General features: G+C 70.6%; 23 protein-coding genes. 16 read left to right on the plus strand and 7 right to left on the minus strand.

The window, feature by feature from the left end:
- Positions 1-6: 6 nt before the first annotated feature.
- Positions 7-1,176 carry a nicotinate phosphoribosyltransferase gene (locus FGM06_RS05900; RefSeq protein ID WP_144798198.1) on the minus strand — a complete coding sequence of 390 codons (1,170 nt, stop codon included), beginning with the start codon at positions 1,174-1,176 and terminating at the stop codon, positions 7-9.
- A gap of 84 nt (positions 1,177-1,260) precedes the next feature.
- Complete coding sequence (locus FGM06_RS05905) at positions 1,261-3,015, minus strand: Hvo_1808 family surface protein (protein ID WP_144798199.1); 1,755 nt, start codon at positions 3,013-3,015, stop codon at positions 1,261-1,263.
- 111 nt (positions 3,016-3,126) lie between these two features.
- On the opposite strand from FGM06_RS05905, the gene FGM06_RS05910 reads away from it, so the two are divergent.
- From FGM06_RS05910 to FGM06_RS05935, 7 genes are all read left to right on the plus strand, one after another.
- Positions 3,127-3,705 carry a cysteine hydrolase family protein gene (locus FGM06_RS05910; RefSeq protein WP_144798200.1) on the plus strand — a complete coding sequence of 193 codons (579 nt, stop codon included), beginning with the start codon at positions 3,127-3,129 and terminating at the stop codon, positions 3,703-3,705.
- Positions 3,706-3,830: 125 nt separating this feature from the next.
- Positions 3,831-4,403 (plus strand): hypothetical protein, encoded by a 573-nt coding sequence (locus FGM06_RS05915; protein WP_144798201.1) that lies wholly within the window; start codon positions 3,831-3,833, stop codon positions 4,401-4,403.
- 104 nt (positions 4,404-4,507) lie between these two features.
- The gene (locus tag FGM06_RS16000; RefSeq protein WP_186310973.1) at positions 4,508-4,669 is read left to right on the plus strand and encodes an HVO_2523 family zinc finger protein; all 162 of its coding nucleotides are present in this window, start codon (positions 4,508-4,510) and stop codon (positions 4,667-4,669) included.
- A gap of 194 nt (positions 4,670-4,863) precedes the next feature.
- Positions 4,864-5,829, plus strand: a complete 966-nt coding sequence (locus FGM06_RS05920; RefSeq protein WP_144798202.1) for a phytoene/squalene synthase family protein — start codon at positions 4,864-4,866, stop codon at positions 5,827-5,829.
- Between the two features lie 31 nt (positions 5,830-5,860).
- Complete coding sequence (locus FGM06_RS05925; protein ID WP_144798203.1) at positions 5,861-6,070, plus strand: hypothetical protein; 210 nt, start codon at positions 5,861-5,863, stop codon at positions 6,068-6,070.
- A gap of 38 nt (positions 6,071-6,108) precedes the next feature.
- Complete coding sequence (gene hisD / locus FGM06_RS05930; RefSeq protein WP_144798204.1) at positions 6,109-7,386, plus strand: histidinol dehydrogenase; 1,278 nt, start codon at positions 6,109-6,111, stop codon at positions 7,384-7,386.
- Positions 7,387-7,436: 50 nt separating this feature from the next.
- Positions 7,437-8,585 carry a mechanosensitive ion channel family protein gene (locus FGM06_RS05935; RefSeq protein ID WP_144798205.1) on the plus strand — a complete coding sequence of 383 codons (1,149 nt, stop codon included), beginning with the start codon at positions 7,437-7,439 and terminating at the stop codon, positions 8,583-8,585.
- Between the two features lie 97 nt (positions 8,586-8,682).
- Here FGM06_RS05935 and FGM06_RS05940 read toward each other — a convergent pair whose 3' ends face one another.
- The 3 genes from FGM06_RS05940 to FGM06_RS05950 are packed head-to-tail and all read right to left on the minus strand — an operon-like array spanning position 8,683 to position 10,563.
- On the minus strand, positions 8,683-9,048 hold the full coding sequence (locus FGM06_RS05940; protein ID WP_144798206.1) for a hypothetical protein: 366 nt from the start codon (positions 9,046-9,048) through the stop codon (positions 8,683-8,685).
- Positions 9,049-9,106: 58 nt separating this feature from the next.
- Positions 9,107-10,108: a hypothetical protein gene (locus tag FGM06_RS05945; RefSeq protein ID WP_144798207.1), complete on the minus strand. Its 1,002-nt coding sequence runs from the start codon at positions 10,106-10,108 to the stop codon at positions 9,107-9,109.
- Positions 10,105-10,563 (minus strand): hypothetical protein, encoded by a 459-nt coding sequence (locus FGM06_RS05950; RefSeq protein WP_144798208.1) that lies wholly within the window; start codon positions 10,561-10,563, stop codon positions 10,105-10,107. The genes FGM06_RS05945 and FGM06_RS05950 overlap by 4 nt, the downstream gene beginning before the upstream one ends.
- A gap of 198 nt (positions 10,564-10,761) precedes the next feature.
- Between FGM06_RS05950 and FGM06_RS05955 the strand changes: the two genes are divergently transcribed.
- From FGM06_RS05955 to FGM06_RS05970, 4 genes are read left to right on the plus strand one after another with little or no spacing between them, the layout of a single operon-like run.
- Positions 10,762-12,240, plus strand: a complete 1,479-nt coding sequence (locus FGM06_RS05955; protein ID WP_186310974.1) for an extracellular solute-binding protein — start codon at positions 10,762-10,764, stop codon at positions 12,238-12,240.
- A 12-nt stretch (positions 12,241-12,252) separates the two neighbouring features.
- Positions 12,253-13,260, plus strand: coding sequence for a carbohydrate ABC transporter permease (locus FGM06_RS05960; protein ID WP_144798209.1), 1,008 nt, complete (start codon positions 12,253-12,255; stop codon positions 13,258-13,260).
- On the plus strand, positions 13,257-14,294 hold the full coding sequence (locus tag FGM06_RS05965; RefSeq protein ID WP_241662530.1) for a carbohydrate ABC transporter permease: 1,038 nt from the start codon (positions 13,257-13,259) through the stop codon (positions 14,292-14,294). Before FGM06_RS05960 ends, FGM06_RS05965 begins: the two co-directional genes overlap by 4 nt.
- Before the next feature lie 2 nt (positions 14,295-14,296).
- Positions 14,297-15,424, plus strand: a complete 1,128-nt coding sequence (locus FGM06_RS05970; RefSeq protein WP_186310975.1) for an ABC transporter ATP-binding protein — start codon at positions 14,297-14,299, stop codon at positions 15,422-15,424.
- A 155-nt stretch (positions 15,425-15,579) separates the two neighbouring features.
- Here the strand turns inward: FGM06_RS05970 and FGM06_RS05975 are convergent, their stop codons facing one another.
- Positions 15,580-16,659, minus strand: a complete 1,080-nt coding sequence (locus tag FGM06_RS05975) for a TrmB family transcriptional regulator (protein ID WP_144798210.1) — start codon at positions 16,657-16,659, stop codon at positions 15,580-15,582.
- A gap of 278 nt (positions 16,660-16,937) precedes the next feature.
- Between FGM06_RS05975 and FGM06_RS05980 the strand changes: the two genes are divergently transcribed.
- Positions 16,938-18,272, plus strand: a complete 1,335-nt coding sequence (locus FGM06_RS05980) for a glycoside hydrolase family 68 protein (RefSeq protein ID WP_144798211.1) — start codon at positions 16,938-16,940, stop codon at positions 18,270-18,272.
- A gap of 31 nt (positions 18,273-18,303) precedes the next feature.
- Here FGM06_RS05980 and FGM06_RS05985 read toward each other — a convergent pair whose 3' ends face one another.
- Positions 18,304-20,631, minus strand: coding sequence for a glycoside hydrolase family 32 protein (locus FGM06_RS05985; RefSeq protein ID WP_144798212.1), 2,328 nt, complete (start codon positions 20,629-20,631; stop codon positions 18,304-18,306).
- Between the two features lie 141 nt (positions 20,632-20,772).
- Between FGM06_RS05985 and FGM06_RS05990 the strand changes: the two genes are divergently transcribed.
- From FGM06_RS05990 to FGM06_RS06005, 4 genes are all read left to right on the plus strand, one after another.
- Positions 20,773-21,138: a HesB/IscA family protein gene (locus tag FGM06_RS05990; RefSeq protein WP_144798213.1), complete on the plus strand. Its 366-nt coding sequence runs from the start codon at positions 20,773-20,775 to the stop codon at positions 21,136-21,138.
- 69 nt (positions 21,139-21,207) lie between these two features.
- On the plus strand, positions 21,208-21,453 hold the full coding sequence (locus tag FGM06_RS05995) for a DUF5816 domain-containing protein (protein ID WP_144798214.1): 246 nt from the start codon (positions 21,208-21,210) through the stop codon (positions 21,451-21,453).
- 152 nt (positions 21,454-21,605) lie between these two features.
- Complete coding sequence (locus FGM06_RS06000) at positions 21,606-21,944, plus strand: DUF7116 family protein (RefSeq protein ID WP_094525212.1); 339 nt, start codon at positions 21,606-21,608, stop codon at positions 21,942-21,944.
- Between the two features lie 57 nt (positions 21,945-22,001).
- A complete protein-coding gene (locus FGM06_RS06005) occupies positions 22,002-22,202 on the plus strand; it encodes a dodecin (protein ID WP_144798215.1) in 201 nt (66 codons plus the stop codon).
- Positions 22,203-22,401: the final 199 nt, after the last annotated feature.

Raw genomic sequence — 22,401 nt, forward strand, 5'->3', positions numbered from 1 at the left:
CGCGTCTTACTCCGCAGTTTCGTTCGCCCCGTAGCCCACGGCCTCCGCGTCCGCGAGCGCCCGCTCCGTCGCGGTCGCGAGGTCGACCGCGTCGTCGGCGACGACCTCGCCGTCGCGGATCACCGGCTCCATGAGCGACTCGGCGCCCTCGGGACCGGAGCGGTCCGCCAGTCCGACCGCGTGCGCGCCGTCGGCGGTGCGGTAGACCGCCTTCGCGCCAGAGAGCTTCCCGCGCTTGGCCGCCGGTTCGCCGTCGACGGCGACGAGGTCGAGCGCGAAGTCGACCGGGTCGGCGTTGGAGACGTAGCCGCCCACGCCGAACCCGTCGACGACGTCCCGCAGCTCGCGGAGGGCGGCGGGACCGAGCCCGCCGGAGACGTACACGTCAACGTCGGCGTGGCCGCGCGCGTCGAGCTCCCACTGCACCTCCCGAACGATGTGACGGAAGTCGCCGCGGCGCGAGCCGGTGGTGTCGAGCCGGACGCCGTCCAGACGGTCGCCGAGGGCCGCGACCGCCCGGAGCGTCTCGTCGACCTCGTCGGAGTAGGTGTCACAGAGGGCGATCCGCGGCACCGACTCGTCGGCGGCCTCGTCGAAGGCGCGCCACGCGGTCTCCTGCTCCCCGCGGCCGAAGCAGATCGAGAGCGCGTGCGGCATCGTCCCCGACGCCTCCCGACCGAGCAGGTCGCCGGCGGCGACGTGCGAGAAGCCGTCGAATCCGCCCACCAGCGCGGAGCGCTCCACCGCCGCCGTCATCGCGGGGTGAACGTGGCGCGCCCCGAACGAGAGCACCGAGGAGTCCGGCGCCGCGACCCGGCAGTCGAGCGCGGCGGTCGCCATCCCGGAGGCGTGCGAGAGGAACCCCAGGAGCGACGTCTCCAGCCGCGCGAACGCCCGGTACGGCCCCTCGATCCGCATCACCGGCCCGCCGTCGAACAGGCGCCCCTCCGGGATCGCGTCGACGTCGACGTCTCGCCCCTCCAACAGCGCGAGCGCGTCCTTCAGGCCGGCGAACAGCTCGAAGTCGCCGTCGGGGAACTGGTCGGCGGTCACCTCGGCGACGACCCGGGGGTTCCGGCCGGCGTGCTCCAGCGCGGCCTCGGTCCGCTCGAAGTACGCGTCCGTCGCCCGCCCGTCGCGGATCGCGGCCGCGTCGACGATGTCGAACTCGGTCATACTACGGGATACGCCCGCGCGGGAGCAAAAGCGGTCCGGGTCCCGCGCCGGCAGTCGATGGCGGTCGTCGGCGCGACGACCCCCTCACTCTCGCGAGCGACGCGCGAGCAGCGACACCGCCGCCAGCAGCCCGAGGAGGCCGGCGACGACGCCGAACCCGGGTGCCTCGTCGCCGGTCGACGCGTCCGGACCGGACGAGCCGTCGGCGTCGTCGCCGTCCGACCCGGCGTCGGTTCCGTCGTCGGTGTCGGAACCGGTCCCGTCGCCGTCGACGTCAGCGCCGTCTCCCTCGTCGGTGGCGGGCGGCGCGAGGTCCGCGTCGGGACGCAGTTCGAGCACGCCGGCGGGCGCCGGCGCGTGGACGATCGTCACGCGAGTCCCGTCTCGGACGACCCCGTAGGCGCCGGGGAAGTCGCCGTCGTCGGTCTCGTACACCCGTCCCGCCTCGTACTCGTCGTCGCCGTGGGCGGTTATCATCTCGACGTACGTCTCGCGGAAGTCCGCGGCGTCGGCGGCGGTCTGCCACTCCGTCACCCAGACGTACCCGTCGCGGGCGTCGTCGCCGTCGCCGGCGCTGTACGGGTAGAGCTCGTCGCCCGCCCAGCCGTCGGTCGACTCGTGGGCGTAGTTGTAGTTCGCGCGGGTCCGGAGCTCCTCGTCCGGCCGCGTGTGGATCCGGACGTTCGCCCCCGCGCTCGCGTCGGGCTCGAGGATCGGGTAGCCGTACTCGAGGCTCTGGTACCAGAACATGACGAACATCGACGCCTCGCCGGTCGTCTCGGCGCCGTCGACCCCCTGGTCGGGGTACGTCTCCCAGTCGCCGGTCGCCGTGTCCTCGAAGGAGACGTTGCGAGTCTCGTAGCCGGGGTTCCGGTGGATCACCTCGGCGGTGCTCCCGGGCGGCTCGTTCATCGTCTCGTTGACGGCCTCCCAGCCGCCCTCCTCGACGAGCGCCTCGACGTAGAGCGCGCCGTCGGAGTAGGGCTGGAGCACGGTCTGGAGGATGCCGAAGTTGAACTCGGCCGCCGACCCGCCGCCCCCGCCGCCCGCCGACGGCGCGTCGAGGCAGGTCCAGTTGGCCGCGCAGCGGGCGGCGTAGCGCTCCTCGATGTGGACGGCCTCCCCTTCGACGACCCCGTCGACAGCGAGGTCGCCGTCCTGCGTGGCGCCGGCGTAGCGGGGCCGCGTGAGGTCGTGGTACTGGTCTTGCATCCCGTGGACCAGCTCGTGCGCCAGCGTCGAGGGGTCGATCCGTGTCTCCTCGCCCTCGGCGACGACGAGGACGATCCGGTCCTGGGCCGGCGAGTAGAAGCCGGAGACGGCGCCGCCGAACACGGCGTCGATCTCGTCGTTCGCGTTCTCGTTCTCGCCGACGACGAACAGCGCCTCCCACACCTGGTCGTTCCAGCGGCGGAACGCCTCGCTGGAGTTGTTTCCGCCGGTCGAGTCGTTCATGAACTCCTCTCGGGTGACCGTCTCGACGGGCACGTCCTCCCGGAACGGCCGCTCGCGGATGTGCTCGACGCGCGCCATCGTCAGGTGCGTCAGGGCCTCCAGCTCCGACTCGTTGAGCCCGTCGCTCTGGTTGAAGGACAGCTCCTCCTCGTAGTGGGTCCCGTTCCAGCAGCCGACGACCTCGGTGCCGTCGCCCGCGTCGCACTCGGCGGCCGTCGCGCTGGCCGGGGCGCCGCCGGCGGCGACGTCAGCGGGGCCGGCGGCGACCGTCGCGGAGTCGCTGGCGACGCTTTCGGCGACCGGTCCGGCGGCGACCCCGCCGACCCCGAGCGAGAGGAGGGCGATCGCGGCGACGACGACCGAGAGGGTGAGAACCCGTCGCATAGGGGCGATTACGACCGACCGGATAAGTAGTTTGTCGGTCCCCGGGTCGCCGGCGGCGGTCGCGTCACCGCCGGCTTCGGATTTTTTGGTCCGGGGCACCAATTACCGCACATGCCGTACGATCCGACCGAGACGGCGGTGATCGTCGTCGACATGCAGAACGGGTTCTGCCACCCGGACGGGAGCCTCTACGCCGAGCCGAGCGAGGCGGCGATCGGGCCGGTGACGGCGCTCGTCGAGCGGGCGCGTGAGGCCGGCGCGAGCGTCGTCTACACCCGCGACGTCCACCCGCCGGAGCAGTTCGAGGAGACGCACTACTACGACGAGTTCGACCGCTGGGGCGAACACGTCGTCGAAGGGTCCTGGGACGCCGAGCTCGTCGGGGGGCTCGACGCGCGCGAGACGGACCACGTCGTCGAGAAGCACACCTACGACGCCTTCTATCGGACCGACTTAGAGGGGTACCTCGACGCCCACGGGATACGCGATCTGCTGATCTGCGGGACGCTCGCGAACGTCTGCGTGCTCCACACGGCCGGCAGCGCGGGGCTCCGCGACTACCGGCCGGTCGTCGTCGAGGACGCGCTGGGGTACATCACCGAGGACCACCGCGAGTACGCCGTCGACCACGCGGACTGGCTGTTCGGCGAGACGACGACGCGAGAGGCGGTCGCGTTCGCGGAGGCGTGAGCCGCCGGGCGTCTCGCGGGTGTTACGGGAGCGCTCCTCGCCGACCGCGGGAGCGTTCCACGAACCGTTATCAAGCGCGTGAATCGGCGTGTAACCCTTTTTACCCCCGGCGGGCAGCGTCGCGTATGGAACTCTCTCGACGCGGGATGCTCGCCGGCGTGGGGGCCGCGTGCGCGGTCGGCGCCGTCGGCTTCGCCGGCGCGACCGCGGTGACGGACGGCGAGGGCGACGACGGCTCGGGCGGCACCGGATCGATCGAGGACGACCCGGTCGGCGGCGGTTCGGCCGGCGACGACGAGAGCGGCGGTCCGGCCGGCGCGGTCGACGCCGACCCGGACGCCCCGTTCGAGGCGCGACTCCGCCGCGACGGCGAGGACGACCGGAGACTGTTCGGCGCGAGCGATCTCGACGAGGTGGAGGGCGTCTTCGACGACGACGGCGAGTACCTCGTGTACGTCGCGCTCGGCGACGACGGGGTCGACGCCTTCCAGGAGCGACTGGCCGCGTCCGGTGCGGTCGACGAGCCGGAGCGGTTCGTCGTGTCGATGACGCTCGACGGGACCGAGGTCCGGCGGGTCGAACTGGACGAGCCGACGGTGAGAGCGCTCACCGACGACGGGTGGGGCGGCGTGCTGACGCTCCCGTTCGGCGAGGAGCGCGTCGCGCGGTCGGTGTACGACTCGCTGGCTGCGACCTGACTGGTCAGGTGCGCCGATTTTACGGCGGATCCGGAGCGGCCGCGAGAGGCGGTCTCGCGACGCGGAGGGGATCGGTTATCCCCCCGGCGACCGTAGCGAACCGTATGACCAAGGGCGACGACGGTCGGGGAACGGAAGGGGAGACGACCGCCGGTTCCGGCGGTCGACCGTGCCCGCTCTGTGAGACCCCGATGTACCACAGACACTGCAAGTACGTCTGCCCGGCCCACGGGGTCGTCTACGACTGCAGCGACACCTTCTACTGACCGCGAGACGCCGTCTCCCCCGGATTCTCCCGGAGACGCGTCCACTTCCAGTCTCCGGGATCGGAACGGAATCAACGGACCGACGGCATGAAAACAACAATGGATGTGCGAACTGTTATGTTCTTGGAGGCCGACTTTTCCCTTATGACCGGCGACCCGCTCTCGACCCTCCTCGCCGACCTTCAGGGGTCAGTATGGTAGAGCACGGACAGGTTGCCCGGAGCAAGCGGATCCAGCGCCGTACGGGCAAGACCTTCCACGTCGCCACCCGGCTGCTCCCGAAGCGGATCCGCCACGCCACGTACGTGCTGTACGGCTTCTTCCGCATCGCCGACGAGGTCGTCGACGCCGAGGACACCGCGCCGCCGGCCGAACAGCGCGCCGAGCTCGATCGCCTCCGGCGGGCCGCCCTCGGCGAGGAGCCGACGGACGACCCCGTGTTGGAGGCGTTCGCCGAGGTGAAGGCGGAACACGGGATCGCCGACGAGGACGTCCACTCGTTCGTCGACGCGATGGAGAGCGACATCGACACCGACCGCTACGAGACGTACGAGGAGCTGGAGGCGTACATGGACGGCTCCGCCGCCGCGGTCGGGCGGATGATGACGGCGATCATGAACCTGGACGCGGAGACCGAGGCCGCGGCGCTGCCGCACGCGACCAAGCTCGGCGAGGCGTTCCAGATGACGAACTTCATCCGCGACGTCCGCGAGGACGTCGTCGAGCGCGACCGGGTGTACCTCCCGCTGGAGACCCTCCGGCGACACGGGGTGAGCGAGGAGCAGCTCCTCGATCTGGAATTCGACGCGAACGTCGCGAGCGCGGTCCGCGAGGAGCTCTCCCGGACGGAGCGGCTCTACGAGGAAGGGGTCGCGGGGATCAAGTACCTCCCCGAGGACTGCCAGCTGGCGGTGTTGCTCGCGGCGGTACTGTACGCGGACCACCACCGGCTCGTCCGGAACCTGGGGTACGACACGGTGTCGACGACGCCGGAGCTCTCCTTCGCCCGCAAGATCTCGCTGCTCGTCCGGACGCGCTGGAAGTGGCAGTGGAACAAGGACCCCGAAGCGGTGTTCCACGAGATGTGCCGCGGCTTCGACGGCGCGCGCGACCGCCGCGAGCACGGACCGCACGGCTCCGGCGTCGCGCAGTCGGACTGAGCGTGCTGGATCCGAGGCGTCGGACGCCGCGATGAACCGATCCCGCTTCGTCGGCCTCGCGCTGCTCGCCTTCGGTCTCGTCTTCCTGTCGTTCGTCGTCCGCGGAACGACCCGCCTCCTCGCGCCCTACGAGCTGGCCGTGGCGCTGTCGGCGCCGATCCTCTTCGCCGCCGCCGGGCTGCTGGCGGTCCTCGTCGTCCTCGCGGCGCTCGACGTGACCGGGATCCGCGAGTTGGAGTGAGTCGGAACGCCCTTTTGACCGCGGCTCGGAGGGAGCGTATGGACGTACGAACCGTCGCCGACCTCTCGCCGGCCGAGCGGCGCGCCTTCTTCGAGCGCGACGCCGGCGTCGACGCGGTCCGCGACGACGTGACGGAGATCGTCGACAGGGTGCGCGCGGAGGGCGACGTGGCGCTCCGGGAGTTCGCCGAGGAGTTCGACGGCGTCACCGTCGGCAACATCGACGTCACCGACGACGCGGAGCGCGCGCACGCCGAGCTCGACGACGCGGGCGACCCGGTGCTCGACGCGGTCCGCGAGGCCGCCGCCAACGTGCGCGAGTTCCACGAGCGGCAGCGCCCCGAGGACTGGCGCGACGAGTTCGGCGGCCGGGAGCTGGGTCGCCGGTTTCGACCGATCGACCGCGCGGGGGTGTACGTGCCCGGCGGCGCGGCCGCCTACCCCTCCAGCGCGCTGATGGGGGTCATCCCGGCGACGGTCGCCGGCGTCGACCACGTCGCCGTCGCGACCCCGCCGGCCGAGGAGCTGAACCGGGTCACCCTCGCGGCGGTCCACGAGGCGGGCGCCGACGCGGTGTACCAGGTCGGCGGCGCGCAGGCGATCGCCGCGCTCGCGTACGGGACGGAGACCGTGACGAGCGCGCAGAAGGTGGTGGGGCCCGGCAACAAGTGGGTGACCGCCGCGAAGGCGGTCGTCCAGGGCGACGTCGAGATCGACTTCCTCGCGGGGCCGAGCGAGGTGCTCGTGCTCGCCGACGGGACCGCCGACCCCGACCTCGTCGCGGCCGACCTCGTCGCGCAGGCCGAGCACGACCCGAACGCCTCCGTGGTCGCCGTCACCGCCGACGCCGACCTCGCCGCCGCGGTCGCCGACGCGGTCGACGACCAGGCCGCGGGCCGCGAGCGCGAGGAGACGATCCGGGCCGCTCTCGACAACGACGCCTCCGGCGTCCTGTGCGCCCGGTCGATGCCCGAGGCGGTGCTGTTCGCCGAGGAGTACGCGGCCGAGCACCTCTCGATCGTCGCCGACGACGACGAGGCCCTCTTGGATCGAATCACGAACGCCGGCTCCGTCTTCCTCGGGCCGTACTCCCCCGTGGCCGCCGGCGACTACGCGACCGGGACGAACCACGTGCTGCCGACGAACGGCGGCGCGAAGCGCTACGGCGGGCTCTCCGTCGACACGTTCCTGCGGTCGTCGACGGTCCAGCGGCTCGACCGCGACGCGCTCGCCGACCTCTCGGAGACGGTCACGACGCTCGCGGAGGCGGAGGGGTTGGAGGCGCACGCCGAGAGCGTCCGGAAGCGGTTCGAGTAGGAGACCGACCCCGCAGAAACGGTTATCTCGCGGCCTCGCCTCCGAACGGTATGTTCCCCTCCCCGCTGACGCTGTTCGAGGGCCTCACCGCCGTCGAGGCGACGATCGCGGTCCTCCTGGTCTCCGTCGTCGCCGCCGTGGGGATGGAGTTCGCCGTCCTGCGTGTCGCCCGCCGGTACGTCGCGACCACCGACTCCGGGTACGACGACATCGTCGTCTCCTCGCTCCGGCCTCCTCTGGTGGTCACCGCGGCGCTCACCGGGGTGTACGTGCTCACGCAGGTGCCCGCGGTCCGGTCGTCTGTGGTCGTGAGCCCCGGGCTGCTCGACGCGGTCTTCGGTCGGCCGTCGCTGTCGGTCATCGTCCTCGTGTGGGCGTACGGGGCCAACACCGTCGTGAACCGGGTCGTCGCCGCGGTCAACGCCGAGGGCGGCCGGTTCGACTTCGCGCCCGTGTTCTCGAACGTGTGGACGCTCGCGGTGCTCGTCGGGAGCGTCGGCTCGCTGCTGTGGCTGTGGGGCATCGAGATCACGCCCCTGCTCGGCGCCGCGGGGGTCGCCGGCATCGCGGTCGGCTTCGCCGCGAAGGACACGGTCGCGAACTTCTTCGGCGGGATCGCGCTCTACTTCGACGACACCTACAAGATCGGCGACTACATCGTCCTCGACGACGGCACCGCCGGGACGGTGATCAAGGTGGGCGTGCGCTCGACGACGCTGCTCACCCGCGACGAGGTGCTCGTGACGGTGCCGAACGCGGCGCTCAACGCCGCGAAGGTGACGAACGAGTCCGCGCCGCAGCGACGGCGCCGCGTCCGGGTCCCGATCGGCGTCGCCTACGGGACCGACGTCGACGAGTTCGAGGCGCTCGCGATCGAGGTCGTCCAGGCCGAGTCGCTCGTCCTCGACTCCCCGAAGCCGCGCGCTCGCCTCCGGTCGTTCGGCGACTCGGCGCTCCAGTACGAGATCCTCTGTTGGGTCAACGGGCCGACGCGTCGCCGCCGCGCGCAACACGAGCTCAACCGCGCGCTGTACAAAGCGCTGGGCGACGCCGACATCGAGATCCCGTATCCGAAACGCGACGTGACGGTCACCACCGCCAGCGGCGCGGACGGAGGGATCCCGAGCGAGGGGGCGACGACTCGCCCCGACGCCGACGAGGAGGCCGCGGCGGGGCCCGGCACCGATCGCGCGGCCTGAGCGGATTCAGTCGGCCGGAACGGGGCGCGCAGTCGATCGCGACGGTGGCGGGGCCGATCGCGACGGTGGCGGGGCCGATCGCGACCGAGCGCCGGCCTCAGCGCCGGTGTCCGGTGGACGGCCCCGAACCGCGAGTCGGCTCGGTCCCGCCGTCCGCCTGACCGGCGCCGTCCGCGGGATCGCGACGGCAGCTCCGACACCGCGTCGCGCCGGCGATGACGGGGGTTCCGCACGCCGGGCAGCGCCGCCCGTCGACCCCCGACGTCGCGGACGCGAGGACGTCGGCCGCCGCCGGACGGGGCTCCTCGACCGCGCCGCGGGCCGCGAGGCGGTCGACGAGATCGTCGTCGCGGAGCCACTCGAGAAAGCGCCAGAGGCCGAGATACAGGACCGTCGGGCCGACGACCGCGAGCGCGGCGACCGCCAGTCGGAAGAGTAGCTCCCCCGTGCCAACGGCACTCATACACGGTGATCGGACCGGAACGGATTGTGTCTGTCGACGGCGAGCGGCTCTCGGGGGCTCAGGATCGGTCGGCGAAGACGATCGCGTCGCAATCGGCGCAGGCGCGGACCGGTCGCTCCGGGTTCCCGCTGATCCCGCCGGGGCCGCCGCAGCAGTTCCGCAGCGTCGTTTCGCGGACGGGGCCGTCGCAGACCGGACACGCGTCGAGGAACGCGCGGAGCGGGCGCGCCGCCGCGCGGGAGACCGCGTCGCCGACGCCGCGCTCGCGGAGCGTCTCGCCGGCGGCCGTCTCGGCGACCGCGATCGGACGGCTCAGCCACGCGTCTCGGCTCCCCGCGAGCAGGATCCGGCCGTCGTGGACCTGCCCGTCGACGTCGGGGCCCGCGATCGCCGCCGCGCGCTCCGCGAGCGCCTCGTCCGAGCCCCCGCGGAGCACGGCCATCCGGTCGTACAGCGCATCGCGGAACGCCTCGTCGAGGACGAGGGTCTCCCCGTCGTCGACGAGGGCGTCGGCGTCGACGAGGGCGGTCATCACGGTCTCGGGATCGACCGCGTCGCCGTCGCCGACGCCTTCCGAGTCGACGTCGGCGGGGTCGTCGGGAGGTGCCCCGTCGGCGCCTTCCGCGTCGGCGGCGTCTTCCGCGGTGGCGTCTCCGTGAGCGTCGGCAACATCTCCGTGAGCGTCGGTCACGTCCGGTCGCTCGTCGTCGAGCGAGTTAGGTCCGTCGGCGGCGAGCGACCCCGAGTCGAGGTCGTCCGGGTGGTCGGGGCCGACGTCGATCGGAAGCGGCTCGACGAGCCGCGGGGCGAAGCGGGGCGTCCCGGGAACGACGTAGCCGCGGAACCAGACCGCCGCCGCGCCGACGGCGGCGACGAGGAGTCCGAGCGACCGGCGGCGACGGGAGAGGAGCGCGGCGGCGACCGCGACGCCGACGGCGTTGACGAGGGTACACGGGAGACAGCGATTCTCGCCCGTGTGATCCGGGTCGGTGATCGAGTCGATCGCGGCCCGGACGCCGGCGCGGAGCGGCCCGTCTCCCGGTTCGGCGTCGCCGCTCATAGCTCGGCCGCCGCGTGCTGGAGCGGTTCGCCGTGGACGGCGCGGTAGACGCTCGGGAACGCCGCGAGGCCGACGGGCTGGACGACGCCGCCGAGCAGCGCGAACCACAGCGAGCCGGCCGCCACCGCGCCCGCCCCGACGCCGGCGCTCGCGAGCGCGAAGAGGGCGCTGAAGTAGCCGACGCGGAGCGGGACGGTGGCGAGCTCGCCGCGGCGCGGCCACGCCCCGACGTCGACCGTCCCGGCCCGGAACAGCGCGATGGCGACGCTGCCGGTCCCGATCGCGAGCAGACCGGCGATCGGGATCGCGTCCGGGTAGCGCGTCTGGAGGACGAGTACCGCGGCGAACGCGGGCGTCGACAGCACCGAGAGCTCGGCCCCGCCGAAGAACACGCGTTCGAGCCACTGGACCGTCCCGTCACGTACCCGCCTCGCGACCGCGCCGGTGGTACCCATGCGTGGACGCCACTCGTCGCTCGGGGCCCATAGCCGTTCCGACGAAGCCGACGGTTTGCGGCGGCCAAACATTATTTCAATTACCAGTAACAAGCGAAACGGTAACTGACTGGCGACCGTCGCTCCGGCTCGCGGAGGGTAAAATCGACTATTGGCATCAATAATTATATACGGGTGTATTTTATAACAACAGGTGTAATGGTCGACAGAGAGTCCGATCACGACGGCGGTCGCGTGGGGGTATCACGACGGCGGTTCATCGAAACAACCGGTGCCGCGGGGGCGGCGATCGGTCTCGCCGGTTGTTCCGGCGGCGGTGGCGGGGGGGGCGGCGACGGGCCGATTCAGATCACGATGGACGGCGAGTGGCAGGGGATCTCCGACACCGTCACTCAGAGCCTGTACGACGCCGGGCTCGACGAATCGATCGAGGTCGAGATCCTGCCGGGGGACTTCGAGTCGGGCGCGCGGCGGTCCGAGTTCACGTCGGCGCTGGACGCCGGGCGAGCGAGCCCGGACATCTTCATGATGGACTCCGGCTGGACGATCCCGTTCATCGCCCGGGGGCAGCTCGTGAACCTGAGCGAGGAGCTCTCCTCTGAGACGCTCGATTACGTCCAAAGCGACTACCTGGGGAGCGCCGTGAGCACCGCGAGCGACCCGGAGAGCGGGGACCTGTTCGGCCTGCCGCTGTTCCCGGACTACCCGGTGATGCACTACCGAAAGGACCTCGTCGAGGACGCCGGCTACGACCCCGACGGAGAGAACTGGGCGACCGAGCCGATGAGCTGGCAGGAGTTCGCCGAGATGGCCGCCGACGTCTGGGAGCAGAACGGCGGCCCCGGCGGCGACTTCGACTACGGATTCACCACGCAGGCCGACAACTACGTCGGACTGTCCTGCTGTACGTTCAACGAGACGATGACCTCGTTCGGCGGCGCGTACTTCGGCGACCACGAGAACCTCTTCGGGCCGATCGGCGACCGGCCGATCACCGTCAACGAAGAGCCCGTCCACGACACGATCCGCATGATGCGGTCGTTCATGGAGGGGCCGGACGCGGAGTACGCCCACCCCGACTTCCCGCAGATCTCGACGACGGACCTGCTGTCGTTCACCGAGGAGCCGGCCCGGGAGCCGTTCACGGGCGGGAACGCGATCTTCCACCGCAACTGGCCGTACGCGATCCCGATCAACCTCGACTCGGACAACTTCGAGCAGGCCGACTACGACGTGATGCCGCTCCCGTACGGCGTCGAGGACGGCGAGGGCGCCTACGAGGGAACCGGCGGTCCCGCCGGGGCGCTCGGCGGGTGGCACCTCACGATCAACCCGAACACCCAGCGGCTCGACGAGTGTGTCCAGGTGCTGGAGGCGTTCGCCAACGAGGAGGTCATGCAGAGCAACTTCGCCGAGGGAGGGTACCTCCCGCCGGACCCGTCGGTCACCGAGTCGGTGGACCCCGAGGAGGTCGGCGCGCTCGGTAACTTCCTCGACACGCTCGCGGTGGCCGGGCAGAACACGGTCCCGCGCCCCGTCACGGTGGCCTGGCCCGACCAGAGCCCGCAGGTCGCCTCCGAGGTGTCGGCGGCCTATCAGGGCGAGAAGTCGCCCGAGCAAGCGATGTCAGACCTGCAGAGCTCGCTCGAATCCGTCGAATCCGACCTGGCAGAATAAGAGGAACCGAGAATGTCAACCGACACGCGAGCGGATGAGGGGGGATCGCTGCTCGCCCGCCCGCTCAACTGGCTGGAGACGCAGAGCGAGGAGGTGTACGCCTACGTCCTGCTGATCCCTGCGTTCGCGCTGCTCGCGCTCGTCGCTTTCTACCCGCTGATCGAGACGTTCCGCTTCTCGCTGCTCGCGGACGCCGTCGCGTCCGCCGACCCGTTCGGCGAGTTCATCGGCCTCGATAACTACGTCGACCTACTGACCGGTGACACGAACTTCACGCAGCAGTTCATCTCGATATCGACCACGGACTCGTTCCCGTTCGTCACGTTCGGGGCGCCGTTCCTGCAGCAGGCGCTGTTCGTCACGCTGGCGTTCGCAATCTTGAGCGTCCTGTTCGAGACGACGATCGGGTTCGGGCAGGCCCTGGTGCTCGACCAAGACTTCTACGGTCGCCGCTGGGTCCGAGTGTCGATCATCATCCCGTGGGCCATCCCAATCGTCATTCAGGGGATGATCTTCTTCCTGCTTTTCAACCCGACCATCGGGTTCGGGACCGAGTTCATGCAGTGGCTCGGCGTGTTCGGCGACAACCCGCTGTCGAGCAGCACGGACTCGTTCATCATCGTGCTCGTCGCCGACATCTGGAAGACGACGGCGTTTATGGCGCTGCTCATCCTGGCGGGGCTTCAGAGCATCGACCGCGGGCTCTACGACGTCGCGGAGGTGTCGGGCGCCTCGCCCTGGCAGCGGTTCCGGTACATCACCCTGCCGCTCGTGGCGCCGGCGCTGCTCGTCGCGATGCTGTTCCGGACGATGGACGCGATGCGGATCTACGGGCTCATCGACGCCACGGCGGGCTGTGAGACCGTGCCGTCGCTGACCTGTCTCGTGATCATCGCGCTCCAGAACAGCCGGCGCTGGGCGACGGCCTCCGCGGTCGCGTTCCTGACCGCCGTCGTCATCAGCGGGTTCGTCTTGTTGTACCTGCTCGCGCTGCGCGACAGCGAGGGGGGTGTCGCATGACCGACCGCTCGACCGACGCGGAAGCCACCGCGGAGACCGGTGGCCCCGTCGCTCCCGACGGCGGCGTGGCCGACGCCGAGACGGCCGATCAGCCGGTCATCAATCCGACCGCCGACGAGCCGGATCTCGACCGCGGCGTCATCGAGGCGTGGGCCGCGAAGATGATCACCAACCCGGATCGCGCGTACCGGGCGACGTTCTACGTCGCGACCATCTTCTTCCTCGTCACGACGCTGTTCCCGTTCTACTGGCTGTTCGTCGTCGCGGTGACGCCGCGCGGGAACCTCTCGGAGGTCGGCGTGTTCCTGCCGGCCGGCTTCAACCCGGCGGCGTTCATCGAGGTGTTCAACACGCTGCCGTTCCACCGGTACGTGTTCAACAGCTTCCTGATCGCGACGATCGCGACCGTGGCGGTGCTGCTCGTGGGGAGCCTCGCCGGCTACGTGTTCGGTCGCCTCCGGTTCCGCGGGCGCAACGTGATGCTACTCCTAGTGCTCGTCACGTCGTTCTTCCCGCCGGCGGCGTTCTTCATTCCGCTGAACCGGCTGTTCAACACCAACATCGACGTGTTGCGGCCGCTGATATCCGCCGGATCGCTGTACAACACCCCGTACGCGATCTTCATACCGCTGTCGGCGATCTTCCTGCCGCTGTCGATATTCATCCTGATGACGTTCTACTCGCAGATCCCCGACGGGCTGGAGGACGCGGCCCGCGTCGAGGGGACGACGCGGATCGGCGCGCTGTTCCGCGTTATCGTCCCGCTGTCGGCTCCGGGCGTCGCGACCGCGGGGGTGCTGACGTTCATCTCGGTGTACAACGAGTACTTCTTCAGCTCGCTGATGACCGACGGGCGGCCGGGCAACTGGGCGCCGATGCTCGAAGGGATACTGCGGTTCCAGGGCGAGTTCGAGGTGCTGTATAACCTCATGGCGGCCGCCAGCATCATCGCGGTGCTCCCGGTCGCCATCCTCGTCGTCGTCGCACAGGAGAAGATCGTGAGCGGACTCACCACGGGGGCGGTCAAGGAGTAACCATGGCATCAGTCAAACTAGAGGGAATCACGAAACGGTACGAGGACGTAACGGCGGTCGACAACATGAGCCTGGAGATCGAGGACGGTGAGTTCGTCACCTTCGTCGGCCCCTCCGGCTGCGGGAAGTCGACCACGATGGAGACGATCGCCGGACTCACGCTCCCCACGGAGGGGACCATCGAGATCGGCGGGCGCGACGTGACGAATCTCCCGCCGAAGGATCGGGGGATCTCCATGGTGTTCCAGAACATCGCGCTGTTCCCGCACATGGACGTGTACGACAACGTCTCCTTCGGGCTCCGACTCCGGAAGTACGACCAGGAGGAGATCGACCGGCGCGTTCAGGAGGCGGCCGACATCGTCCAGCTCGAGGGGATGATGGACCGGATGCCAAAGGAGATGTCCGGGGGACAGCGACAGCGCGTCGCCATCGCCCGCGCAATCGTCCGGAACCCCGGCGCGTTCCTGATGGACGAGCCGCTGGCGAACCTCGACGCGGAGCTCCGGGTCCACATGCGAACCCAGCTCCAGCGGCTCCACCGCGAACTGGACACGACGATCATCTACGTCACGCACGACCAGGCGCAGGCGATGACGATGTCCGACCGCATCGCCGTCATCGACGGCGGCGTGCTCCAGCAGGTGGCACCGCCGCTGGAGTGTTACAACGAGCCGGCGAACCTGTTCGTCGCCGGCTTCATCGGGTCGCCCGCGATGAACTTCCTCGAGGGCGAGGTCATCGACGGCGGCTTCGAGTCCCAGTACACGCAGATCGACTTCGATCCCGAGACTCACGGGGTCACGCCGGGACAGGAGATCACGGTCGGGATTCGTCCCGAGGACGTGTTCTTGGCGGAGGACTCCCGGAAGGCGGCCTCGCCGACGAAGGCGTTCGACGCCGTGGTCGACGTCCTCGAACCGATGGGGAAAGAGATGAACGCCTACCTCCTGTTCGACCGCGACGTCGAGGCGAGCGCCGAGGGGCGCGGCGAGGGACAGCTCCTCATCAATCTCGCGCCCGATACGGACATCGAGGAGGGCGACGACATCCAGATCGTGATGGACCGCGAGAACGTCCACCTGTTCGACCGAGCGAGCGGCGACGCGATCACCCACTCGCTGGAGTGAGGACCCGGGCGCTCGCTCGCGAGAGCGGGCGGCGCGGCCGACCCCGTTGCGGATCCCTTCTTCGACCCGACAGAGACGAGCGCCGTCTGCGCGGGCGACGAGGCCGGCGAGAAAGCCTCCGCGGGCGACGAGACCCAAGCGGGGCCTCCTCGCGGTCAGTCGACGCTGACGACCGTGATCCGGTGGGCCTCGACGGCTTCGACCATCGCGCCCCAGCCGCCGACCTCGACGGGGCCGTCGTCGGTCTCGACGATGAGTCCGACCCGGCCGCCGTAGCTGGCGACGGTGTCAGCGCCGACCGCGTCGTCGTCGCCGGTGACCACGACGTCCGAGAGGACGCCCTCGACGACGCGGTCGGTGCCGCTGTCGGTGTCGGTCCCCTCGATTCGAATGCGGACGGTCGCCCCGTCGCGGAGGAGCGGCGCGACGTCGCGGATGCAGTACCGGATGTCGATGTAGTCGATCGGCGGCTCGTCGTTCCGGGCCGTGTAGATCGGCTTCCACGTGTCCCACTGGGTCGTCAGGAAGTACCAGTGGAACACGTACGTGTGAGTGCGGTCGTCGACGAGCACGCCGTACTCGTTGGTCGAGCCCGCGTGGGGTGCAAAACAGGTCTTCGTCCGGTCGACGATCACCACGAACGGGGAGGGGAGCCGGCGGTGACGGGCCTCGGAGCAGACCTCGGCGAGCTCCTCGGAGTCCGGGAGCGCCTCGGCCTCCCCGTCCGGGGTGTGGATCGAGAGATTGACGCGGACGCCGCGCTCGGTGGCCGCCTGAAGCGCCGGGCGCAGCCGCTCGAAGTGCTCGACGCCGAGCGAGACGTTCACCTGCATCTCGGCCTCCCGAATGAACTCGTCGGCGTTCTTTACCACCGTCTCGAACCGGGTGACGATGCTCACCGTCGACTGCTCGACGCTCGGCTCGTTCCAGCGGCGCTCGATCTCCTCGGTCGCCGCGGTGAACCGACTCGCGCGCGTCCGGAGGTCCTCGGTGATCTCGTCGAGGCTGTTCGCGCGGGCGTACAGCGACTCCTGCTCGTACGTCTCGATGTAGCCGGCGCTCTCTAAGTCGCGCAACACGTCGTAGATCCGCGGGTCGGGCACTCCGCTCGCGTCGGCGATCCGCGTGACCGGGGCGGCGCCGAGCTCCAGCACCGTGACGTAGGCGTCGGCCTGATACGGTGAGAGGCCGGCGTCCTCCAGCGTCTCGGTGAGTTCTGCGCGGTCCACTCTCATCCCCCTTCCCCGATCGATCGCCGTGCCGTGGCGGAGGGCGCCGTACGGCCGATCTCGGGGGCGACCGGGCGCGGGCGACCGAGGCGGGCGCGGATCGCTCGCTTTCGTCCGGTACGTCGTGCTACCATGTCTTGAGCTACCACGGCTGTGATAAAACGTTTTATTTCCGTGCCGAGGGGAAGGGTGCGGCGCGAGCGACACTGAACCGACCCGCGACCGACGCCGACGGCGTCGTCCCGACTGAAAAGGTTTTATTCGGTTCGTCGCGGAGGAGGCGTATGCACGAGACGTCGGGGAGCGACGGTCGCTCCCCTCGTTCCCGATGGACGAGACCGCAAGCCGCGTCCATCGAGCGACGACACGGAAACGTCGCGCCGGCCGCCGGACCACCGGAAATCGATCCGTTTCCGGAGCTCCACATATGGGACACGTGGCTGCTGCGGGACCGACACGGCGAGATCGCCGACGTCGACGGGTACCGGCTCGCCTTCTCGCTGACCGCCCCGGCCGATCTGCTCCCGGGCACCCGCCACGACGTCGCCGAGATCCGGTGCTTCTACTCCCCCGACGGCGAGCGCTGGCGCGACGCCGGCCCGGTCTTCGACGACGGCGCGCTCGGACAGCGCCAGTGGGCCGGATCAGCGCTGTACGACGACGGGGACCTGTATCTCTACTACACGGCCGCCGGCCGCGACGACGCCGAGGAGCTGACCTACACCCAGCGGATCGCTGTCGCGCACGGCGGCGCGGTCGCCGCGACGGACGACGGGGTCACGCTCGACGGCCCGTGGACCCACGAGACGCTGCTGGAGCCGGACGGCGAGTGGTACGAGACGGAGGCGCAGTCGCGCGGGATGACGTACACGTTCCGCGACCCGTGGTTCTTCGAGGACCCCGCGACCGGCGAGACGCACCTCCTCTTCGAGGCGAACGTCCCGACGCCGGAGCGCGAGGGCGACGACGCCGAGACGAGCGAGCGGCGGGCGTTCAACGGCTGCGTCGGGGTCGCCGCCTCCCCGTCGGGCGACCCGCTCTCGTGGGAGCTCCGGCCGCCGCTCCTCGACGCCGTCGAGGTGAACCAAGAACTCGAACGCCCCCACGTCGTCGTCGCGGACGGTCGCTACTACCTGTTCGTCTGTAGCCACGTCCACACGTTCGCGCCGGGCGTGACGGGGCCGGACGGGCTGTACGGCTTCGTCGCCGACGCGTTCGCGGGGCCGTACCGCCCGCTCAACGGGAGCGGGCTCGTCGCGACGAACCCCCCGGAGGCGCCGTTCCAGGCGTACTCGTGGATGGCGTTCGCCCACGCGGAGGAGGTGCTGGTCCAGAGCTTCCTCAACTACCACGACTTCGGGGGCGACTCGCTCGACGCGATCGCCGGGCTGCCCGAGGTCGAACAGCGGGACCGGTTCGGCGGGACGCTCGCGCCGACGCTCCGGTTGACCGTCGACGGCGACCGCACCCGGCTGCTCGGGACGCTCGACGCGTGGCGCGTGCCGACCCCGGACGAGCCGCTCCCGGCGGTCGACGGCTCGGAACTCCCGGACGACGTCGGCGGCGGCGTCCCCGAGGCGGAGGCCGAACTCGGAGCTGAGTACCTCGGCGAGTACTGAGGCGGGTCGCCTTCGGGGAGTACCGAGGCGGCTACGGCCGGCGCTCGCAGACGGCGGGGTCGACCGCGGTTTCGCCGGTCGACGCCTCGTCTTCCGGCGGCTCCATCGCGTCGTCGAGACGCCACGCCGTCAGTCGTGAGATCGACGCGCGCCCGCCCTCGGCGACCGCGGAGACGTCGAGCGCGTCCTCGCGGGACGGGTAGACGCGGCTGGTGAGGCAGTGCCGGTCGTTGGCGTATATCTCGACGACCGAGCGGTCGAGGAAGACGCGCAGCGACAGCGGCTCGTCGTACGGGGGGACCGACATCGACTGCGGGTCGGTGAACGCCTCGGCGTCGCCGCTCGACGGCGCCCGGTCGACGGTCAGCGTGCCGTCGCGCTCGTAGCGGATCGGCGTGTGCTCCGCGCGGTCCGGCGTCTCAAACACCGACAGCTCGACCGCGTCGGCGTCTCCCAAGGCGATCTCCGCGTCGATCTCGACCGTCGCGCCGGCGGCGTCGAGCCGCCGCCGGTCGCCGTCGACGAGGCGCACGTCGCGGTGGTCGGCGATCCGCTCCGCGCGGAGGTCGGCCACCTCGGCGGCCGGCCGCTGCCGGAGGTCGCCGTCGTCGCCCGGCTCGATCACGCGCGGGAGCGACAGCGCGCCGGACCAGCCGGCGTCCCACTGGTCGGCCACGTCGCGGGCCTCGGGGAGCCACCCCCAGGTGAGGGTCCGGTCACCGTCGTCGAGCGACTGCGGCGCGTAGAAGTCGCCGTGGTCGAGCAGCCCCTCGGACTCGACGTCGAGCTCGCCGTCCTCGAGGGTCCCGACGTAGTAGACGACGTTCTCGTAGTCGGAGACGTGGAGGAGCCGCCGGTCGCCGAAGTCGAGCAGCTCCGGGCACTCCCAGACGGCGCCGGCGTCGGGACCGCCCGCGAGCAGGGGCCCCTCGTAGGTCCACTCGCGGAGGTCGTCGGCGGTGTACAGCAGCGCGGCACCCCCGCCGTCGGAGAGCCCCGTGCCGACGAGGTGGTACCACGTGTCGTCCTCGCGCCAGACGTTGTGGTCGCGGAACTCCGCGCGCCAGTCGTCGGTCTCCAAGACGTCGAGGTCGGCCGGCGGCGCCTCGATCACGGGGTTGCCGTCGTACTTCTCCCACGAGCGGAGCCCGGGGTCGTCGGTCGTCGCGAGGCAGGGAAGCTGGTCGCGCCCCCGCCCGCCGGTGTAGAGGATCGTCGCCGTGCCGTCGTCGTCGACCGCGCAGCCCGACCAGCAGCCGTCGCGGTCGGGGCCGTCGGGCGAGGGGGCGAGCGCGACCGGCTCGTCGCGCCACGTGACGAGATCGTCGCTGACGGCGTGGCCCCAGTGGATGGTGTTGTGGTACGGGCCGCCGGGGTTGTACTGGTAGAAGACGTGGTATCGCCCGTTCCACCGGATGAGCCCGTTCGGGTCGTTCAGCCAGTTCGCGGGCGCCGTGAGGTGGTACGCGGGGCGGCCGCCGGGGCCGTCCTCGCCCAGCTCGTCAACGCGCTCGCGGAGCCGGCGCATGTCGGCGGCGCTCTCCGGGCGACTCGGGGCCGGCTCGGACGACGCGAGGCTCCGGAGACAGCCCGCGAGCAGGCGGTCTCGCGTCGCGTCGAGCTCCCGGCCATACTCGTCCCGCTCGTCCGTCGGCGGGTCGGCGAACAGCACGGGCGCGCCGACCCCGAGGACGGCGCCGTCGCCGGCGGGCCACGAGACGACCGTCACCTCCTCCGGGACCTCGGTGCCGCCGCGGACCGCCGAGGCGAGCGGCTCGCCGTCGGCGGGGAGCACGCGCTCGTAGCGGACCCCGGGTACCGTTCCGCGTCGTCGAAGCGGATGGCGAAGCCCGTCGAGCGCGTCGAGCGCGGGGTGGTCGGCGTGCAGCGAGCGCCAGAGCACGCCCGTCGGCTCCCCGAGGGCGTCGTCGCCGACGCGGTCCGGGGGCACCGACTCGACCGAGAGCGCGGTGACCGCCGCGAACGCGTAGAGGCTCAGACAGAGGCCGCCGCCGGCGGCGAGGAACGCCTCGATCGCGGGCGCCGCGTCGGCGAGGGGGTTCGCGCCGCCGAGCGGGCGGTCGCGGTGCCACCAGAGGACGTCGAACCGTCCGGCGCCGTCGCCGACGCCGGCACCCGGGTACGACTCGCCGAGCGATCGCGAACCGTCCGCGTTCCCCGGGTCCCCCGGGTCCGGCGTCGCCGGCGGGGCGACCGCCTCGCCCGCGTCGAGCGCGTCGAACGGGACGACCTCGACGGCCGCGCCGTCGCGGGCGCCGATCCACTCTGCGGCGGCGCGCTGCTCGGTCGTGGGTTCCCCGTCGACTAACAGCCCGACGCGGAGCGACGAATCCGTCATACCCGTGTTCACTCGCTACCGAGTCAAAACCGTGTCGTCCCGGCGGCGGCGGCGAGACGCTCCGGGAACGTAACCGTCGGCGGCAACGCCGAGCGGGGATCCGCCGGCAGGGTTTTCACCGTGCGAGCGGAAGGGGTTCGCATGAGCACCGAAACGGTCGAGGCTGGGAGCGACCCGGCGATCGAGGTGACCCCCGACGCCGCGGAGGAGGCGCTCTCCCTGCTGGAGGGAGAGGACCTCGACACGGAGGAGGCCGGACTCCGGCTGTTCGTCCAGCAGGGCGGCTGCGCGGGCCTCTCGTACGGGATGCGGTTCGACACGGAACCGGAGGAGGACGACCTCGTCGTCGAACACCACGGGCTGCGCGTGTTCGTCGACCCCGCGAGCCGGAACTACATCGGCGGGAGCAAGCTCGACTACGAGCACGGCCTGCAGGCGGCCGGCTTCGAGGTCGAGAACCCGAACGTCGTCTCCGAGTGCGGCTGCGGCGAGTCGTTCCGGACGTAGCGCCGCTCCCGGGAGGACCGCCCGCCGTCGACTCGCGCTTTTAAGCGGCTCCGTCGGATACGGACGGGTATGAGTCTCGACGCGTCGACGACGGCCGACGGCGAGCGGGTGTACACCGACCGGACGATGATCGAGAAGGGCGCCGAGGGACCCTTCTACGTCGTCTTCGCCGACGCCGCCGGGTCGTCCCGATGGGGGTTCCGCTGCGGGAACTGCGAGTCGTTCGACACCGCGATGGACACGATGGGCCGGATCCAGTGTACGGAGTGCGGCAACATCCGGAAGCCCGACGAGTGGGACGCCGCCCACGAGTGAGCGAGCGCGAGCGGCCGGACGGCAGTAACCGGGCGCAAGCGGTCGGACGGATTCGACGAAAAACGCCGTGAGCGGCCGCGTTGAACGACACGTAACCGGATCCGCGGAATCGTGAGAAACTTTATCACAGATGCTGGCGAACGACGAGGTAGATGGCCACTGCGAGCATCCCACCGACGACGGAGGCCAGAGACGTCTTTCGCGAACTCGGATACACCGTCTCCGAGGGCGGACAGGAGTTCATCGCGGAGCGGAAATGGCGACGCGTGCTCGTGACGGTGCTTTGCATGGACGACGACGACCTGGACCCGTATCTGACGGACGGCGGCGAGACGCCGCGGCTCCGGTGTTTCGTCACGTGGCGCAACCGGGCCGGCGACCTGCGCGACCGCCTCGTCTCGAAGAAGCCCCCGTACGACTGGGCGGTCATCGGCATCGAGGCCGACGGCGAGGACTTCGCCGTGATGGAAGGCGCGCCCGGCAGCCCCTGACGGCGTCCCCGAACTCCACCTGTTTTTATATAACCGTGCGTGCAAGTAGCACGTGACATGGTGTTTAAAAAGATCACGCTGATCGGGACGAGCGAGAAGAGCTTCGACGACGCCGCCGACCAGGCGATCGACCGCGCCGAAGACACGCTGGAGAACGTCTACTGGGCGGAGGTAGAGGAGTTCGGCGTGGAGATCAAGAACGCGCCGACGCGGGAGTACCAGGCCGAGGTCGAGGTCGCGTTCGAGCTGTCGGACTGAGATCGCGCGAATCGGTCGTGGGGGAACCGCGACGGTTCTTTTGCCGTCTGGAAAAGTGGCTCGAAAGTGTTGTCCGTCCGCTCGCGTCTCGTCGCTGTCGCGGAGAACGTCTCCGAAGATCGGGTCGAGCGCTTATAAAAATCTACACAGAAGTCGACGGTGAACTCCTCCAAAGCCCCAGCCACGAAGACTCGCGTGA

The organism is Halorubrum depositum (assembly GCF_007671725.1).
Taxonomy (GTDB): domain Archaea; phylum Halobacteriota; class Halobacteria; order Halobacteriales; family Haloferacaceae; genus Halorubrum; species Halorubrum depositum.

What these genes read in the sequence shown, in the direction of transcription:
- FGM06_RS05900 (WP_144798198.1), bottom strand. Translation starts at nt 1,176, where the DNA reads ATGACCGAGTTCGACATCGTCGACGCGGCCGCGATCCGCGACGGGCGG.
- FGM06_RS05905 (WP_144798199.1), bottom strand. Translation starts at nt 3,015, where the DNA reads ATGCGACGGGTTCTCACCCTCTCGGTCGTCGTCGCCGCGATCGCCCTC.
- FGM06_RS05910 (WP_144798200.1), top strand. Translation starts at nt 3,127, where the DNA reads ATGCCGTACGATCCGACCGAGACGGCGGTGATCGTCGTCGACATGCAG.
- FGM06_RS05915 (WP_144798201.1), top strand. Translation starts at nt 3,831, where the DNA reads ATGGAACTCTCTCGACGCGGGATGCTCGCCGGCGTGGGGGCCGCGTGC.
- FGM06_RS16000 (WP_186310973.1), top strand. Translation starts at nt 4,508, where the DNA reads ATGACCAAGGGCGACGACGGTCGGGGAACGGAAGGGGAGACGACCGCC.
- FGM06_RS05920 (WP_144798202.1), top strand. Translation starts at nt 4,864, where the DNA reads ATGGTAGAGCACGGACAGGTTGCCCGGAGCAAGCGGATCCAGCGCCGT.
- FGM06_RS05925 (WP_144798203.1), top strand. Translation starts at nt 5,861, where the DNA reads ATGAACCGATCCCGCTTCGTCGGCCTCGCGCTGCTCGCCTTCGGTCTC.
- hisD (WP_144798204.1), top strand. Translation starts at nt 6,109, where the DNA reads ATGGACGTACGAACCGTCGCCGACCTCTCGCCGGCCGAGCGGCGCGCC.
- FGM06_RS05935 (WP_144798205.1), top strand. Translation starts at nt 7,437, where the DNA reads ATGTTCCCCTCCCCGCTGACGCTGTTCGAGGGCCTCACCGCCGTCGAG.
- FGM06_RS05940 (WP_144798206.1), bottom strand. Translation starts at nt 9,048, where the DNA reads ATGAGTGCCGTTGGCACGGGGGAGCTACTCTTCCGACTGGCGGTCGCC.
- FGM06_RS05945 (WP_144798207.1), bottom strand. Translation starts at nt 10,108, where the DNA reads ATGAGCGGCGACGCCGAACCGGGAGACGGGCCGCTCCGCGCCGGCGTC.
- FGM06_RS05950 (WP_144798208.1), bottom strand. Translation starts at nt 10,563, where the DNA reads ATGGGTACCACCGGCGCGGTCGCGAGGCGGGTACGTGACGGGACGGTC.
- FGM06_RS05955 (WP_186310974.1), top strand. Translation starts at nt 10,762, where the DNA reads ATGGTCGACAGAGAGTCCGATCACGACGGCGGTCGCGTGGGGGTATCA.
- FGM06_RS05960 (WP_144798209.1), top strand. Translation starts at nt 12,253, where the DNA reads ATGTCAACCGACACGCGAGCGGATGAGGGGGGATCGCTGCTCGCCCGC.
- FGM06_RS05965 (WP_241662530.1), top strand. Translation starts at nt 13,257, where the DNA reads ATGACCGACCGCTCGACCGACGCGGAAGCCACCGCGGAGACCGGTGGC.
- FGM06_RS05970 (WP_186310975.1), top strand. Translation starts at nt 14,297, where the DNA reads ATGGCATCAGTCAAACTAGAGGGAATCACGAAACGGTACGAGGACGTA.
- FGM06_RS05975 (WP_144798210.1), bottom strand. Translation starts at nt 16,659, where the DNA reads ATGAGAGTGGACCGCGCAGAACTCACCGAGACGCTGGAGGACGCCGGC.
- FGM06_RS05980 (WP_144798211.1), top strand. Translation starts at nt 16,938, where the DNA reads ATGCACGAGACGTCGGGGAGCGACGGTCGCTCCCCTCGTTCCCGATGG.
- FGM06_RS05985 (WP_144798212.1), bottom strand. Translation starts at nt 20,631, where the DNA reads ATGACGGATTCGTCGCTCCGCGTCGGGCTGTTAGTCGACGGGGAACCC.
- FGM06_RS05990 (WP_144798213.1), top strand. Translation starts at nt 20,773, where the DNA reads ATGAGCACCGAAACGGTCGAGGCTGGGAGCGACCCGGCGATCGAGGTG.
- FGM06_RS05995 (WP_144798214.1), top strand. Translation starts at nt 21,208, where the DNA reads ATGAGTCTCGACGCGTCGACGACGGCCGACGGCGAGCGGGTGTACACC.
- FGM06_RS06000 (WP_094525212.1), top strand. Translation starts at nt 21,606, where the DNA reads ATGGCCACTGCGAGCATCCCACCGACGACGGAGGCCAGAGACGTCTTT.
- FGM06_RS06005 (WP_144798215.1), top strand. Translation starts at nt 22,002, where the DNA reads ATGGTGTTTAAAAAGATCACGCTGATCGGGACGAGCGAGAAGAGCTTC.